This is a genomic window from Mesorhizobium sp. M0016, assembly GCF_040324035.1.
GTDB lineage: Bacteria > Pseudomonadota > Alphaproteobacteria > Rhizobiales > Rhizobiaceae > Mesorhizobium.
In genome coordinates this window covers 99,038-114,045 of the sequence record NZ_JAMYVM010000012.1, presented here as the reverse complement: position 1 = coordinate 114,045, position 15,008 = coordinate 99,038, and the positions used below count along the sequence as shown (strand labels likewise).

The 15,008-nt window shown below is 64.0% G+C and carries 16 protein-coding genes; 9 read left to right on the top strand and 7 right to left on the bottom strand.

Annotated elements, in window-relative coordinates; genetic code table 11:
• Nucleotide 1: 1 nt before the first annotated feature.
• Nucleotides 2-925, bottom strand: a complete 924-nt coding sequence (gene hemC / locus NKJ88_RS18675; RefSeq protein ID WP_023824345.1) for a hydroxymethylbilane synthase — start codon at nucleotides 923-925, stop codon at nucleotides 2-4.
• A gap of 120 nt (nucleotides 926-1,045) precedes the next feature.
• Between hemC and tsaD the strand changes: the two genes are divergently transcribed.
• The 6 genes from tsaD to NKJ88_RS18645 all read left to right on the top strand — a co-directional run bounded on the left by tsaD (nucleotide 1,046) and on the right by NKJ88_RS18645 (nucleotide 5,156).
• Nucleotides 1,046-2,131: a tRNA (adenosine(37)-N6)-threonylcarbamoyltransferase complex transferase subunit TsaD gene (tsaD, locus tag NKJ88_RS18670; RefSeq protein WP_196813611.1), complete on the top strand. Its 1,086-nt coding sequence runs from the start codon at nucleotides 1,046-1,048 to the stop codon at nucleotides 2,129-2,131.
• Nucleotides 2,128-3,144, top strand: coding sequence for an NAD(P)H-dependent glycerol-3-phosphate dehydrogenase (locus NKJ88_RS18665; RefSeq protein ID WP_352445007.1), 1,017 nt, complete (start codon nucleotides 2,128-2,130; stop codon nucleotides 3,142-3,144). Before tsaD ends, NKJ88_RS18665 begins: the two co-directional genes overlap by 4 nt.
• A gap of 24 nt (nucleotides 3,145-3,168) precedes the next feature.
• Entirely contained in the window at nucleotides 3,169-3,465 is a 297-nt protein-coding gene (locus NKJ88_RS18660) for a YciI-like protein (protein WP_023687732.1), read from the top strand.
• An 87-nt stretch (nucleotides 3,466-3,552) separates the two neighbouring features.
• Nucleotides 3,553-3,978: an EVE domain-containing protein gene (locus NKJ88_RS18655; RefSeq protein ID WP_023670487.1), complete on the top strand. Its 426-nt coding sequence runs from the start codon at nucleotides 3,553-3,555 to the stop codon at nucleotides 3,976-3,978.
• Nucleotides 3,933-4,631, top strand: a complete 699-nt coding sequence (locus NKJ88_RS18650) for a class I SAM-dependent methyltransferase (protein WP_352445005.1) — start codon at nucleotides 3,933-3,935, stop codon at nucleotides 4,629-4,631. Before NKJ88_RS18655 ends, NKJ88_RS18650 begins: the two co-directional genes overlap by 46 nt.
• A gap of 105 nt (nucleotides 4,632-4,736) precedes the next feature.
• The gene (locus NKJ88_RS18645; protein WP_023824349.1) at nucleotides 4,737-5,156 is read left to right on the top strand and encodes a DUF1761 domain-containing protein; all 420 of its coding nucleotides are present in this window, start codon (nucleotides 4,737-4,739) and stop codon (nucleotides 5,154-5,156) included.
• 15 nt (nucleotides 5,157-5,171) lie between these two features.
• On the opposite strand, the gene gcvA is transcribed toward NKJ88_RS18645, so the two are convergent.
• On the bottom strand, nucleotides 5,172-6,092 hold the full coding sequence (gene gcvA / locus NKJ88_RS18640; protein WP_023670490.1) for a transcriptional regulator GcvA: 921 nt from the start codon (nucleotides 6,090-6,092) through the stop codon (nucleotides 5,172-5,174).
• A 134-nt stretch (nucleotides 6,093-6,226) separates the two neighbouring features.
• On the opposite strand from gcvA, the gene NKJ88_RS18635 reads away from it, so the two are divergent.
• Nucleotides 6,227-6,466, top strand: coding sequence for a hypothetical protein (locus tag NKJ88_RS18635; protein ID WP_023824350.1), 240 nt, complete (start codon nucleotides 6,227-6,229; stop codon nucleotides 6,464-6,466).
• Between the two features lie 93 nt (nucleotides 6,467-6,559).
• On the opposite strand, the gene NKJ88_RS18630 is transcribed toward NKJ88_RS18635, so the two are convergent.
• On the bottom strand, nucleotides 6,560-7,096 hold the full coding sequence (locus NKJ88_RS18630; protein WP_196813612.1) for a L,D-transpeptidase family protein: 537 nt from the start codon (nucleotides 7,094-7,096) through the stop codon (nucleotides 6,560-6,562).
• A gap of 145 nt (nucleotides 7,097-7,241) precedes the next feature.
• Between NKJ88_RS18630 and NKJ88_RS18625 the strand changes: the two genes are divergently transcribed.
• Nucleotides 7,242-7,925, top strand: coding sequence for a response regulator transcription factor (locus tag NKJ88_RS18625; protein ID WP_023670493.1), 684 nt, complete (start codon nucleotides 7,242-7,244; stop codon nucleotides 7,923-7,925).
• A 177-nt stretch (nucleotides 7,926-8,102) separates the two neighbouring features.
• Complete coding sequence (locus tag NKJ88_RS18620) at nucleotides 8,103-8,558, top strand: cyclic nucleotide-binding domain-containing protein (protein WP_023670494.1); 456 nt, start codon at nucleotides 8,103-8,105, stop codon at nucleotides 8,556-8,558.
• Between the two features lie 159 nt (nucleotides 8,559-8,717).
• On the opposite strand, the gene xth is transcribed toward NKJ88_RS18620, so the two are convergent.
• The 4 genes from xth to NKJ88_RS18600 all read right to left on the bottom strand — a co-directional run bounded on the left by xth (nucleotide 8,718) and on the right by NKJ88_RS18600 (nucleotide 15,007).
• Nucleotides 8,718-9,524, bottom strand: a complete 807-nt coding sequence (gene xth, locus NKJ88_RS18615) for an exodeoxyribonuclease III (protein WP_023698380.1) — start codon at nucleotides 9,522-9,524, stop codon at nucleotides 8,718-8,720.
• A 198-nt stretch (nucleotides 9,525-9,722) separates the two neighbouring features.
• Complete coding sequence (locus NKJ88_RS18610; RefSeq protein ID WP_023683897.1) at nucleotides 9,723-10,403, bottom strand: outer-membrane lipoprotein carrier protein LolA; 681 nt, start codon at nucleotides 10,401-10,403, stop codon at nucleotides 9,723-9,725.
• A gap of 138 nt (nucleotides 10,404-10,541) precedes the next feature.
• Nucleotides 10,542-13,211, bottom strand: coding sequence for a DNA translocase FtsK (locus tag NKJ88_RS18605; RefSeq protein ID WP_023670497.1), 2,670 nt, complete (start codon nucleotides 13,209-13,211; stop codon nucleotides 10,542-10,544).
• Between the two features lie 347 nt (nucleotides 13,212-13,558).
• Nucleotides 13,559-15,007 (bottom strand): ammonium transporter, encoded by a 1,449-nt coding sequence (locus NKJ88_RS18600; protein WP_502902458.1) that lies wholly within the window; start codon nucleotides 15,005-15,007, stop codon nucleotides 13,559-13,561.
• Nucleotide 15,008: the final 1 nt, after the last annotated feature.

Here is a 15,008-nt window from a genome sequence, read left to right as displayed (position 1 = left end):
ATCAGACCCAGCCGTCGAAGAAGGTTTCGCCCGCTTTGACCCGCACCATCCTGGCCGCGTCCGTGCCGATGTCAGCGGCATCCAGCGCCAAGCCTTCGGCCTTGACCTCATGCGATTGCGTGCCATCGGGCGAAATGATCAGCCCGGCGAAAACCAGCCTGCCGCCCGAGATCGTCGCATAGCCGGCGATCGGCGTGCGGCAGGAGCCGTCGAGCGCCGCCAGGAAGGCGCGCTCACAGGCCAGCGCCTGGCCTGTCGGCACATCATGGATGGCCACCAGCATCTTTTCGACCTCGCTGTCGCCGATGCGGGTTTCGATGCCGATTGCGCCTTGTCCCGGCGCCGGCGGAAAAGCATCGAGCGGCATCAGATCGGTGACGACCTGGCCGAGCCCCAGCCGCTTCAGCCCGGCAAAAGCGAGGATCGTGCCTTCGGCGACGCCTTCCTCCAGCTTGCGCAGCCTGGTCTGCACATTGCCGCGGAACATGACCACGTCTAGGTCCGGCCGCATGCGCCGGATCAGCGCCTGGCGCCTGAGCGAAGACGACCCGACCTTGGCGCCTTGCGGCAAATCAATAATGCGCTTCACCGCCTTGCCGATGAAGGCGTCCCGCGCATCCTCGCGCGGCAGGAAGGCGGACAGCTCCAGCCCGTCCGGCAGCACTGTCGGCATGTCCTTGGAGGAATGCACGGCGATATCGATCGTGCCGGCCAGCAGCGCCTCTTCGATCTCCTTGGTGAACAGGCCCTTGCCGCCGGCTTCCGACAGCGGCCGGTCCTGGATGCGGTCGCCGCTGGTCGAAATGATGACGACCTCGAAGGCTTCCGCCGGCATGCCGTGCGCTGCCATCAGCCGCGCCTGCGTTTCATGCGCCTGGGCGAGCGCCAGCGGGCTGCCGCGTGTTCCGATTTTCAAAGTTTGCATGGCGCGCGGTCCGTGATAACCCCCGGCTGGCTTTGCGTTTCCGGCGCTCTCCCTAACGAGGCCCGCCTCTACTAACTAGGAAAGTCCGGCGACACAATCTCTGGAGACAGCGACGAATTGATCCGCGTTCTGGGCATTGAGACGAGTTGCGACGAGACCGCCGCCAGCGTGGTGACGCTGGACGGCGATTCCGTGCCGGTGATTGCGTCCAACATCGTGCTCAGCCAGATCGAGGAGCACGCCGCCTTCGGCGGCGTCGTGCCGGAGATCGCCGCGCGTGCCCATGTCGAGGCGCTGGACGGCATTGTCGAGGCCGCTCTTGCGGATTCGGGCGTAGCCCTGGCCGACATCGACGCCATTGCCGCTACTGCCGGCCCCGGCCTGGTCGGCGGGCTGATCGTCGGCCTGATGACGGCCAAGGCGATTGCAGCGGCCGCCGGCAAGCCGCTGATCGCCATCAACCATCTGGAAGGCCACGCACTGACCGCAAGGCTGACCGACGGGCTCGACTTTCCCTATCTGCTGCTGCTGGTTTCCGGCGGCCACACCCAGATCGTCGCCGTGCGCGGCGTCGGCGACTACCAGCGCTGGGCGACGACCATCGACGACGCGCTCGGCGAAGCTTTCGACAAGACGGCCAAAATGCTCGGCCTGCCCTATCCCGGCGGCCCGAACGTCGAAAAGGCGGCAATGTCGGGCGATGCGGCGCGCTTTGCCCTTCCGCGGCCGATGAAGGGCTCGGCGCAGCCCGATTTCTCCTTCTCCGGCCTCAAGACCGCGGTGCGCCAGGCGGCGACCGCCATCCAGCCGCTGAGTGAGCAGGATGTCGCCGACATCTGCGCCTCGTTCCAGGCGGCGGTAGCCGATGCGCTGGGCGACCGCGTGGCCCGCGCGCTGGCCCGCTTCCGCGACGAATTCCCGGACAAGGCCGAGCCGGCGCTGGTCGTTGCCGGTGGCGTCGCCGCCAACAGAGCGATCAAGGAGACGCTGCAGAAGCAGTGCGCCGAGGCCGGCTTCGTCTTTGTCGCGCCGCCGCTCAAACTGTGCACCGACAATGCGGCGATGATCGCCTGGGCCGGCATCGAGCGGTTGCGGGCAGGCCTGTCGCAAGAGAACGGCTTCGATTTCGTGCCGCGTTCGCGCTGGCCGCTGGACAGCATTTCGGCCCCGATGGTCGGCTCTGGCCGGCGCGGAGCGAAAGCATGAGCGCCAGCAAGACAAGCGGCAGGGACAGAACCGGCTGGCGCGTCGCCGTGCTTGGCGGCGGCGCCTGGGGCACGGCGCTGGCGCTGGCGATGCTGCGCGCCGGTCACGATGTCCGGCTCTACGCCCGCGACGAAGAGACGGTTTCCGCGATCCGCCGCGGCGAGAACCCGCGTTATCTCCCCGGCATCGCCATTGAAGCAGGCATTGCGGCGACCAGCGATATCGGCACGGCCCTGACTGATGCCGATTGCGCGCTGGCCGTAGCGCCGGCGCAGGCGCTGCGCGCCATGCTGACGACGGCGAAGCCCCATATGCCGAAAGGCATCCCGCTCGTTCTCTGCGCCAAGGGCATCGAGCGCGACACCGGCGCGCTGCTGTCGGCGATCGTTGGTGAGATCCTGCCCGAAACTCCGGTTTCGGCCTTGTCCGGTCCGAGCTTTGCCGCCGATGTGGCCAGGGGTCTGCCGACCGCTGTCGTGGTTGCTGCCCCCGACGACGCCTTGGCGGCCGAGCTTGCCGCGCGCTTTTCGGCGCAGAATCTGCGCTGCTATTCCAGCGACGATTTGATCGGCGTCGAGATCGGCGGCGCTTTGAAGAATGTCTTCGCCATTGCCGCTGGCGCCGTCACCGGCGCCGGGCTCGGCGCCAGCGCGCAGGCCGCCATGGTGACGCGCGGCTTCGTCGAACTGCGCCGCATCGGCGCGTCCTTCGGCGCCAAGCCGGAGACGCTGATGGGGCTTTCCGGCCTCGGCGACCTTTTGCTCACCTGCTCTTCCGCCCAGTCGCGCAATTTCGCCTATGGGCTGGCGCTGGGGCAAGGTAAGCCCTTGTCGGGACTGCCACTCGCCGAAGGCGTGCCGACGGCGGCGATCGCCGCCCGCATCGCCACCGAGCGCCACATCGACGCGCCGATCATCGCTGCGGTGTCGGCGATACTGGACGGCACGATCACCATTCGGCAGGCTGTGTCCGCGCTGATGACGCGACCCCTGAAAACCGAAACCGACCTCTGATCCCCAAACAAACCGGAGTTTAACATGCTGTTTGCGTTGATTTGCAAGGACAAGCCGGGCAGCCTGCAGGTGCGGGTCGATACGCGGCCGGTCCACGTCGCCTTTCTCGAACGCCTGAACGCCGACAACAAACTGGCCTTTGCCGGCCCGTTCCTGGACGCCGAGGGCAAGCCCAATGGCAGCCTCGTCGTCGTGGAAGCGCCCGACCTCGCCGGTGCGCAGGCGCTGTCGGCTGCCGACCCCTATGCCAAGGCCGGGCTGTTCGAAAGTGTCGAAATCCGCCAGTGGAACTGGACCTTCAACAAGCCGGCGGCTAGTTAGTTCCGGCGGCGCCTAGGGTGATCCCAGGAAAAGTGTGTAACGGTTTTCCGTCCGGAATTGCGCAAAAATAGTAGTTGGAGCAAAGACATGAACTACTGGCTGTTCAAATCCGAACCTTCGGTCTTCTCCTTCGAGGCGCTGAAGGCCAAGGGCAAGGCCGGCACGCAGTGGGACGGCGTGCGCAACTATGCAGCGCGCAACAACATGAAGGCGATGCAGATCGGCGATCTAGGCTTCTTCTATCACTCCAATGAGGGGCTGAACGTCGTCGGCATTGCCGAGGTCTGCGCGCTTGCCCATCAGGATACCACCACCGACGATCCGCGCTGGGAATGCGTCGACATCCGCGCCTTCAAGGACGTGCCGAACCCGCCGACGCTGGAGCAGGTCAAGGCCAATCCGAAGCTTGCCGAGATGGCGCTGGTGCGGCTTGGACGGCTTTCCGTACAGCCGGTGACGCCGGCCGAATGGAAGGAAGTCTGCCGCATGGGCGGCCTGACGCCGGCTCCGTGACGGTCCTCACGCCGAACAGCGCGAAAAAGTTCATTCTCGACAACACGGCGCTTATGTCGCCGCCGCATGTGCCGGAGATTGTCCTCAATCTTGCCGACGAAGCGCATGACCTCTGGCAGCGCACGGAGAACGAGCTGATTGAAATCGGCCTGCCGCCGCCGTTCTGGGCCTTTGCCTGGGCCGGCGGTCAGGGCCTTGCCCGTTACGTGCTGGACAATCCGTCGGATGTGCGGGGCAAACGCGTGCTCGACTTCGCCTCCGGCTCCGGCCTTGTCGCCATCGCCGCCGCCAAGGCGGGTGCGGCGCACGTGATCGCCGCCGACATCGACCCGTTCTGCGAAACGGCGGTCCGCCTCAACGCAGAGGCCAATGGCGTTGCCATCGACTTTTGCGGCACGGACTGCGTCGGCACCGACGCCGGCTGGGACGTGGTGCTGGCCGGCGACGTCTTCTACGACAAATCCTTCGCCGACACGCTGATGCCGTGGTTTTCGACACTGAAGGCGCGCGGCGCTGACATCCTCGTCGGCGATCCGGGCCGCTCCTACATGCCGAAGGCGGGACTGGAGCCGCTCGCCGTCTACGAAGTGGCGGTGACGCGGGCGCTGGAGGACGCCCTGGTCAAGCGCACCACGGTGTGGCGCTTCGCTTGACGGCATTGCCGAACAGGCGTTCCATCGCGCATTGATTTGAAGAATACGCATGTCGTTATCCCAGAACCGTCAGGCTTTGGGCTGCATGCTTGAGGGGAGGACTTTATGGATTTTTCAGTGGTGAACTGGCTGGCGGTGGTTGTCGCGGCCGTCGCGGCGTGGCTGTTTGGCGCCGTCTGGTACACGGCCCTCAGCAAGCCTTGGATGAGGGCGGCCAGGATCGATCCGTCAACGTCAAAGAAATCGATATTGCCCTTCATCATCTCCTTCATCGCCGAGCTAATCATGGCGCTGGTCTTAGCCTTGGTCGTCGGCGCGATGACCGGCGGCGAGCCGGTCCTTGTCGCAGGGCTGGTCTTCGGCTTCGTCCTCTGGCTGGGTTTCGTCGCCACGACGCTGACGGCCAACCATCGCTATGAGAATTTCGGCTGGGACCTGACCGTCATCGACGGCGGCCACTGGCTCGGCGTGCTGTTGATCATCGGCGCGGTGATCGGCTGGTTCGGGACGCCGGTCGCCGGCTGAGGCCTGCAGAAGTCGTCAGGTCTGCGTCCTGGCGACTTCGTCGAGGATCCATTCACGGAAAGCGATGATGCGCGGATCGTTGGCAGTGCTCTCGGGATAGACCAGGAAGTAGCCGAACTCCGGCCCTACGCGCAGACCGAGTTCAAAGGGCTGCACCAGCCTTCCCTGGGAAAGGTCGTTTGCCACCATGGCGAACTCGGCGAGCGCCACGGCATTGCCGTCGAGCGCCGCCTGCACGGCATCGGTAGAGGTTCCAAACACGATGGTCCGGCTGTCGTCGAAATCGTTGATACCGGCCGCCGCCATCCACATGCGCCAGTTCGGCCATGTCACGCCTTGGCGCGACCATTCGATATGGGCAAGCGTGTGGTTGAAGAGGTCGCGCGGTTCGCGCAGCGGCGGGCCGGAGGTCAGCAGGCTCGGGCTGCACACCGGAATGAGGATGTTGTCGAACAGGCGATGGGCGCGAAGCCCCGGATACTTGCCAACCCCGAACCGGATGCCGACATCGACATCGTCGAGTTCGAAATCGCGCACTTCGTAGCCGATGTCGAACCTCAGTTCGATATTGGGCTGAAGTTTGCGAAAATCATCGACGCGCCGCATCAGCCATTTTGACGCGAACTGCGCGTCGAGCGTTACCTTCAGCAATGCCGTGCCGCGCGTCAGCTTGCGCGCCCGCGACACCGCCCGGTTGAGCAGGTCGAGCGCATCGATCGAGGCCTCGAACAGCACCGTACCTGCCTCGGTCAACCGGATGGTACGACTGGTTCGCGTGAACAGCACCAGCCCGAGCTGATCCTCGATTTCCTTGATCTGGTGGCTGACCGCCGCCGGCGTCAGCCCGAGCTCGTCGGCAGCGCGGGTGAAATTGAGGTGGCGGGCGGCGGCTTCCAGAGTCCTCAGCGCGCGCGTTCCGGGCAACAGACGGGACATCACCGTATCCTCAAATAAAACTTGACGATCCGAAAAGAACTACTCGTTTCTCTTATGGATTTCAATGCGGCATGATGCATCCATCGAAACACCATCAAGCCGGATTTGATATCCGGCGGAACACGGAGCGCATCATGTCCATCTTCGTTTTGAACTCGCCAGCAGCTCGCTCGAACTGGTTCCATGCCGTAACGGACTGGCTTCGCCAGGCGAAAGTCGCCGTCAACCTGCCGCGCCAGGACGTGGAGGATCTGTCGGATCGCCAGCTGCGCGACGTCGGCGCGCAGCGCAAGGACGTAACGCGGGCCGTGGACCGGGAACTCGGCCGGCTTGGATTGCTGGACACTGGGTGGCAGAAGCCGAGAAGGCGTTAGGCAATGGTGAGTAGTGAGTAGTGAGTAGTGAAGGATTGAAACGACGCCGAGGCCATCCTACTCCCTACTCCCTACTCCCTTACTCCCTACTCCCTACCTCACCACCCTCACCACCGTCCGGTCCGACACCAGCGGCAACAGCCGCGCCATTGTCCGCGCCGTCACCGCCACGCAGCCTTGCGTCGGTGTGAAGCCTGGGCGCGCCAGATGGAAGAAGATGGCGCTGCCGCGGCCGCGCCGGCGCGGCGCCATGTTCCAGTCGAGCACCAGGCAGGCGTCATAGAGGCGGTCGTCGCGCCGCATTCGCTCATGGCTGGCGCCATAAGGGATTTTCACCGGCCGGTTGTAGTTGCGGTCGTCCGGCACCTCGCACCAGCCGAGATCGGCGCCGATCGGCGCCATCGCCAGCCGGGTTTTGCGGCCGGCCGCGAAATGATCGCCCCGAAAATATCCTGACAAAATCCGCATCTCGCCAAGCGGCGTCGCACCGTCGCCTTCGCGCTTATTGGCCGAGATGCCGCCGCGTCCGAGCGCACAGGCAAACACCTTGCTGCCGGCCTGCAATATCCCCTGGCTGGGGTTGCCCGGCCTCGCCCGAACCACCAGCACACGCAGCCCTTTCGGCAAAATTGCGCCGGCTGCATTGCGATCGCGTTTTTTCTTGTATGATCGTGTCACGGAACAAATCACTGTGATCGGACTGTTGCGCCGGTCAGCTTCCGCATAAATGGGGGGCGGTCAACTGAAAATTCTTTTCAAAACAATGGATTGATCCATGACATCACGTACCATTCTGATCGTTGACGACGATGACGACCTGCGCGGAACCCTCGTCGAGCAACTGGCCCTTTACGAAGAATTCGACGTCTTGCAGGAAGCGACCGCCGCCAAAGGCGTCGCCGCGGCGCGCGGCGGGCTCATCGACCTGCTCATCATGGATGTCGGGCTGCCCGACATGGATGGCCGCGAGGCGGTGAAGATCCTGCGCAAGGGCGGCTACAAGGCGCCGATCATCATGCTGACCGGCCACGATACCGATTCCGACACAATTCTGGGCCTCGAGGCCGGCGCCAACGACTATGTCACCAAGCCGTTCCGCTTCGCCGTGCTGCTCGCCCGCATACGCGCACAACTGCGCCAGCACGAGCAGAGCGAGGACGCCACCTTTTCGGTCGGGCCCTACACGTTCAAGCCCAGCCAGAAGCTTCTGATCGACCAGCGCGGCGGCAAGGTGCGGCTGACCGAGAAGGAAGCCTCCATCATCAAATATCTCTATCGAGCCGACCAGAAGGTGGTGACGCGCGACGTCCTGCTTGAGGAAGTGTGGGGCTACAATTCCGGCGTCACCACGCACACGCTGGAAACGCACGTCTACCGGCTGCGCCAGAAGATCGAGCGCGATCCTTCCAATGCTGAAATTCTTGTGACAGAAAGCGGCGGCTACAAGCTGGTTCCTTAAACTTTTCATTGTTCAATAGGCGGTCGGGGCGGGACTGTTTCGGGGAGGATCCGGCTGGGGGAGCCTGGATCGGCCCGCTTCGCAGATTGAAGTGTTAGAGCGTCCTTTGCGCCTCCAATTGGACACGCGGCGCTCTAAGGGAGGGATTGGACTGACCGTTCGGGGACGCAGCTAGAGATGGCGCTGGATGACGACATCCGCATCCTGTCCGCCGTGAAGCTCTTTGAGGGTTTCACGCAGGAACAGCTGCGCCTGCTCGCCTTCGGCGCCGAAGCCACCCATCTGCAGGCCGACCGCAAGCTGTACCGCGAGGATGACGAAGCCGACTCAGCCTATATCGTGGTCAGTGGCCGCATCGTGCTCTACCGCGAGCATGACGGCGACCGCATCCCGATCGGCACCGCCGGCCCCGGCACGATCCTCAGCGAACTGGCGCTGATCGCCGACTCAAGACGGCTGACCAGCGCCTCGGCCGAGACCGATTCGGAAGTGATAAGGTTGAGCCGCAAGATGTTTCGCCGCATCCTGGAGGAATATCCCGAAGTGGCGGTGAAACTGCACCAGCGAATCCTCGATGATTTTCAGGCCATGATCGCCCGCATCGAGAAGTTGGCCCCAAGGTTTGGCGGGTAGGTCCCCGCGACCGCGCTCACGCTTGGGTGTGTCGAGATTCAGGTCAGGCCGAGTCGAAAATGGTTGATACCGAGAACCGGAGCGGAGCGTACTCAAAGTACGCACCGGAAGCGCAGGTATCGGCCATTGCAGGCCGGCCTCACCTGAATATCGGCACGCCTAATCCAGGTCGAACCGCGCAATCACCGGCACATGGTCCGAGGGCCGCTCCCAGCCACGCGCCTCTCGCAGGATCTCATAGCCGGCAAAGCTCGGCACCAGGTTCGGTGACGACCAGACATGGTCGAGCCGGCGGCCGCGGTTCGAGGCTTCCCAGTCCCGCGCGCGATAGCTCCACCAGGTGTAGAGCTTCTGCTCTGGCGGCACGTCGAGCCGCATCAGGTCGACCCAGTCGCCGGCGATCCGCATCGCGTCGAAATTTTGCGTCTCGACCGGCGTGTGGCTGACGACGTTGAGCAATTGCTTGTGCGACCAGACATCGTGCTCCTGCGGCGCGATGTTGAGGTCGCCGACCAGGATCGAAGCCGACACCTCGTCATGCGCGGCGTGGATGGCGTTCATCTCGGCAACGAAATCGAGCTTGTGGCGGAACTTGCGGTTGATCTCCGGATCGGGCTCGTCGCCGCCGGCCGGCACGTAGAAATTGTGGACCAGGATTGCCTTGCCGCCGGCCTGCACCTTGACCGACAGATGCCGGCTGTCATCGATCTCGCAGAAACGCCGTTTCTCGACAATCTCGATCGGCCGCCGCGCCACCGTCGCAACGCCGTGATAGCCCTTCTGGCCATGGAATGCGATGTGCTCGTAGCCGGCCTTGCGGAACGCCTTTTCCGGAAACAGCTCGTCGGGAACCTTCGTCTCCTGCAGGCAAAGCACATCGGGCGCCTGCTCCGTCAGCAGCCGCTCGACGATCGGCATGCGCAGGCGCACGGAATTGATGTTCCAGGTGGCGATGGAGAAGGGCATGCGGCGATCCGAACAAGGTCGCCGATCTACTGCCAGCCGAGCGCCACAAACACAAGCCAGCCTTTGCGGGCGGCGGCCCTGATTCAGGTCAGGCCGAGTCGAAAATGGTGGTCTCCGAGAACCGGAGCGGAGCGTACTTAAACCACGTGAGCACCGGAAGCGCAGGAGATCGCCATTTGCAGGCCGGCCTCACCGGATCTAGCGGTGGTTGGTGTTCAGCTCGCGGTTCGCCGTATAGTCGATGGCGAACGTATCCGCAGGGAAGCTGACGCCTTCCTTGGTGTTGTAGATCATCACCGTGGTGTCCTTGCCCTGCGCGTCGGTGATGGTCCACTGGCGCAGATCATAGGATTTCGGATCGAACATCATGGTGATCTTCGAATTGCCGAACACCGACTTGTCGGCAAGCTGGATGGTGGTGAGGTCGCTCTCTTCCTTGATCGATTTGACGCGGCCGCCCGAGAGGTCGATCTTGGTGTCGAGCAACAGCTTCAGCGGTGTCTTCGACAACGGATAGAGATCGGACGTTTTCAGCCGCTTGTTGAGGATGACCACCGACTTGCCGTCGGAAATCACCCGGAAATTCGACTTGCCGTCATAGTTGAAGCGAATCTTGCCTGGCCGCTCAAGGAAGAACTTGCCGCCGGTCTGCTGGTTGTTGGGGCCGAACTGGACGAACTCGCCGCTCATCGATTTGACCGAGGAGAAATGGTCGGCGATCTTTTGCGCCGTCGGCGGCACCGCCGCCTGCGCCGAGGCCAAGAGCTGGAACCCCGGCACGACGTTGATGGCCGCGGCGCCGGCAAGCATCAGGCCAAGGCCAAGCAACTGGCGACGGTTTGGAGCGAAATCGCTGATCGCGGAAAGATCGTTTTTCATGCCGGTCACTCTCGTGTGGTGTGTGTCTCGTTGCAGTCCGTGGACCCCCAGTTAGACTTAAGTTTGGCGGGCCGGACAGCGCTCAGTCGCTGTAACGCGCCAAAAGGTTCAAGGTTGCCGCCGGGCCGTATCGGCTGATCAGAACTTGTCGTCCTCGGTCGGCACCAGAATTTCGCGTTTGCCGGCATGGTTGGCCGGGCCGACAATGCCTTCCTTCTCCATCTTCTCGATGATCGAGGCGGCGCGGTTGTAGCCGATGCCGAGCCGGCGCTGGATATAGCTGGTCGACGCCTTGCCGTCGCGCAGCACGACCGAGACCGCCTGGTCGTAGGGATCGTCGGAATCCTCGAAATTGCTGTTGCCACCACCGCCAGCGCCGCCCTTGCCCGACGGCTCGTCATCGTCCTCGCCGTCATCCTCGGTGATGGCGTCGAGATATTCGGGCACGCCCTGCAGCTTCAGATGGGCGACGATCTTCTCGACCTCGTCGTCGGCGACGAACGGGCCGTGCACGCGCTGGATGCGGCCGCCGCCGGCCATGTACAGCATGTCGCCCATGCCGAGCAGCTGCTCGGCGCCCTGCTCGCCCAGAATGGTGCGGCTGTCGATCTTCGACGTCACCTGGAAGGAGATACGGGTCGGGAAATTGGCCTTGATGGTGCCGGTGATGACGTCGACCGACGGACGCTGCGTCGCCATGATGACATGGATGCCGGCCGCGCGCGCCATTTGTGCCAGGCGCTGCACCGCGCCTTCGATGTCCTTGCCGGCGACCATCATCAAATCGGCCATCTCGTCGATGATGACCACTATGTAGGGCATTGGCTCGAGATCGAGGTTCTCGGTCTCGTAGATCGCCTCGCCGGTCTGGCGGTCGAAGCCGGTCTGCACGGTGCGCGAGATTTTTTCGCCCTTCTTTTCAGCCAACTGCACGCGCGCGTTGAAGCCGTCGATGTTGCGCACGCCGACCTTGGACATCTTGCGGTAGCGGTCCTCCATCTCGCGCACGGTCCATTTCAACGCCACCACCGCCTTCTTCGGGTCGGTGACCACCGGCGTCAGAAGGTGCGGGATGCCGTCATAGACCGAAAGTTCCAGCATCTTCGGGTCGATCATGATCAGCCGGCAGTCCTGCGGCGTCAGCTTGTAGAGCAGCGACAGGATCATGGTGTTGATGGCGACGGACTTGCCGGAGCCGGTGGTGCCGGCGACCAGCACATGCGGCATCTTGGCGATGTCGACGATCACCGCCTCGCCATTGATGGTCTTGCCCAGCGCCAGCGCCAGCTTGGACTTGGTCGTCTCGAAATCGCGGCTGGCCAGGATCTCCCGGAGATAGACGGTCTCGCGCTTGGCATTCGGCAATTCGATGCCGATGGCGTTGCGGCCGGGCACCACGGCGACGCGGCAGGCAATGGCGCTCATCGAGCGGGCGATGTCGTCGGACAGGCCGATGACGCGCGACGATTTGATGCCGGGCGCCGGTTCCAGTTCATAGAGCGTGACCACCGGGCCGGGCCGTACCGCGATAATCTCGCCCTTGACGCCGAAATCCTCCAGAACGCCTTCGAGCAGGCGCGCATTCTGCTCCAGCGCGTCCTTGGACAGGCTGGCGTCGCGCACCACGTTCTTCGGCTCCGACAGGAAATGCAGCGACGGCATTTCGAATGTTTCCGAGCCGATCAGCGAGGTCTGCGCCTCGCGCTGGACGCGCGCGCCGGGAGCGGGACGCGGCGCAGGTGCGGCGACGCGGGTCGCCGCATCTGACCGGAAGTTTTGCACCTTGGCGTTCGGCGCGGCACGGCGCTGGACCGGCTCGTCGTCGAGTTCGACCTCCTCGTCGCCATTGTCGAAACCGGCATCGAGGACGTCGTCATCGTCCGGATCGACGGAAACGCTGCGGTCATTGACCATGGCGGCGAAGAATTCCGGCTCGACGCGGGCGCGGCCATCCGGGCTCATCCGCGCTTCGGCGAATTCCGCCGATTCGACCCGTTCGGCGGCGCGGCGCCATGCGGTGGAGCGCTGCTCCATCTCCGGCTCGAACTCGTCGCGCTCCTGCTGGCGGCGCACAGCCCGGCGATGCATCCAGGCGCGGAAAGACAGCCACCAGTGGGTAACGGCGCCGAGCGCCAGTATCCCCTCGTCGCCCTCGTCCTCGTCTTCGTCGAAGAGCAGATCGTCCTCTCGGGGATCGGGCTCCGCGGTGCGCTCCATGACGGCAAAGCCGTTCTTGCGCGCAATCAGCGCCGAGCCATAGGCAAACAGCCACAGCGCCGGCGCAATGAGCACCATGGCAATGATGCTGGCAACGATGCCGGTCGGGTAGCCGCCAATGACCACGCCCGGAATATTGAGCACCATGTCGCCGAACACACCGCCGAGGCCGGTCGGCAACGGCCACGTCTTGGGCGGCACCACGCAGCCGGCCATCGCCGCCGCGAGCAGCGCGAAGCCGAACCACGCAAGGCCGCGCTTCGGCAGCCTGTCGACGCCGCGCGCCGAAAACAGGAGAAAGCCCCAGATCACCGCCGGCACCAGGGCGGCGACCGCGGCAAGGCCGAAGAACTGCATGGCGAGGTCGGAGAATACCGCGCCCGCATAACCCATGGCGTTGGTGACGATGTTGGCGGTGGCGTGCGAGAAGCTGGGATCGGCGACGTTCCAGGTCGCCAGCGCCGCGACGCCAAAGGCGACCAGCGCAAACAGGCCGGCGCCGACCAGCCGCCCGACCTGGCGCCGCGCGAATGCCTGGATGCCGTGCCCCGTATCGGTCAGCGCGAGCGGTGCTGAAGCCCCTGAACGCATGCTTCGTTCCCCGTCTGTCATGGACTGGCCGGGCGCATGACGCACTCCGGCAGATTCGGATGTCAGACTATCGGGGGGAAGGTTAAGGCCGCATTAACTATACGCACCCAGAGCCACGGATCTTGCTCACTCCACTGTAGGCAGTCTCAACAGTTCAGAACCAATCCGGTCGACGTCTCCCCGCCGGCGGCCATCACTAGAACGTGATTGCGCAGGGACCGAGGCCTGCCAGCACGGTTGCCAAAAAGAGAGGCCCGGAATGACCCGGGCCTCAAAGCGTGAACTCCTTTCGGGAGCGTCACGACGGGATGGGAGAATGCGGGGCGGCCGAGGCCGCCCCGCAAGGCTTACGAGTGGTAGGCCGCTTCGCCATGCGAAGTCAGGTCGAGGCCTTCGCGCTCGGCGTCGGCTGTCGGACGCAGACCGATGATCAAGTCGACGACCTTGTAGAGGATTGCGCTGCCGATGCCCGACCACAGCAGGGTTACCAGGACGCCTTTGCCCTGCGCCAGGAGCTGCGTGGCCGTGCCGGCATAGCCGGCGGCGAAGTCGGCCGTCGAATAGTCGACGATGCCGGCGCCGCCGAGGGCGGGATTGACCAGAATGCCAGTGCCTAGCGCACCGATGATGCCACCGACGCAGTGGACGCCGAAGACATCGAGGCTGTCATCATAGTCGAACGTGTTCTTCACCACCGAGACGAAGAAGTAGCAGACGAAGGTGGCGACAATGCCAAGCACGATAGCGCCCATCGGGCCGGCAAAACCTGCAGCCGGCGTAATCGCGACGAGGCCGGTGACCGCGCCCGAAACAGCGCCGAGCATGGAGGCTTTGCCGCGCAGCAGCGATTCAAGCACGATCCAGGCCACTGCCGCCGCCGCCGTGGCGACGAAGGTGTTGATCATCGCCAGCACCGCATAGGCGTTCGCTTCGAGGTTCGAACCGGCGTTGAAGCCGAACCAGCCGACCCACAGCAATGAAGCGCCGACCATGGTCAGCGTCATCGAGTGCGGCGCCATGATGTCCTTCTTGTAGCCGATGCGCTTGCCGATCATCAGCGCGCCGACGAGGCCGGCAATGCCCGCATTGATGTGAACGACCGTGCCGCCGGCGAAGTCGATGGCGCCGAAGCTGAAGATCAGGCCGGACGGGTCGGCATAGGCGCTCGGGCCGCCCCAGAACCAGACCATGTGCGCGATCGGGAAGTAGATGCACGTCACCCACAGGATAACGAAAAGGATCAAGGCGGAGAATTTGACGCGTTCGGCGAATGCGCCGACGATCAGGGCGGGCGTGATGCAGGCGAAGGTCATCTGGAAGACGACGAACACCAGTTCAGGAATGGCGACGCCCTTGCTGAAGGTTTCCGAAAGCGTCGATACGTTGACGCCGGAGAGAAACATCTTCGAAAGGCCGCCGACGAAGGCGTTGCCCGGGGTGAAGGCGAGGCTGTAGCCGTAGAAGACCCAGATGATCATGACCACGCTGGTGATGGTGAAGACCTGCATCAGCACCGACAGCATGTTCTTGGTACGAACCAGGCCGCCGTAGAAAAGCGCAAGGCCGGGAATGGTCATCAACAGCACCAGCACGGTGGAAATCATCATCCACGTGGTGTCGCCCTTGTCGACGGTAAAAGCCGGCGCTGCTGGCGCTGCCGCCGCGACGGCGGGAGCCGCCTCCTGCGCGAAGGCAGCAACCGTGCCCAATGCTCCGAGCGCTAAGGAGCCCAGCAGCGCGGAGCGCGCCACTGACTTCAAGGTGGAAGGTATATTCATTGAACTCTCCATTGGAATA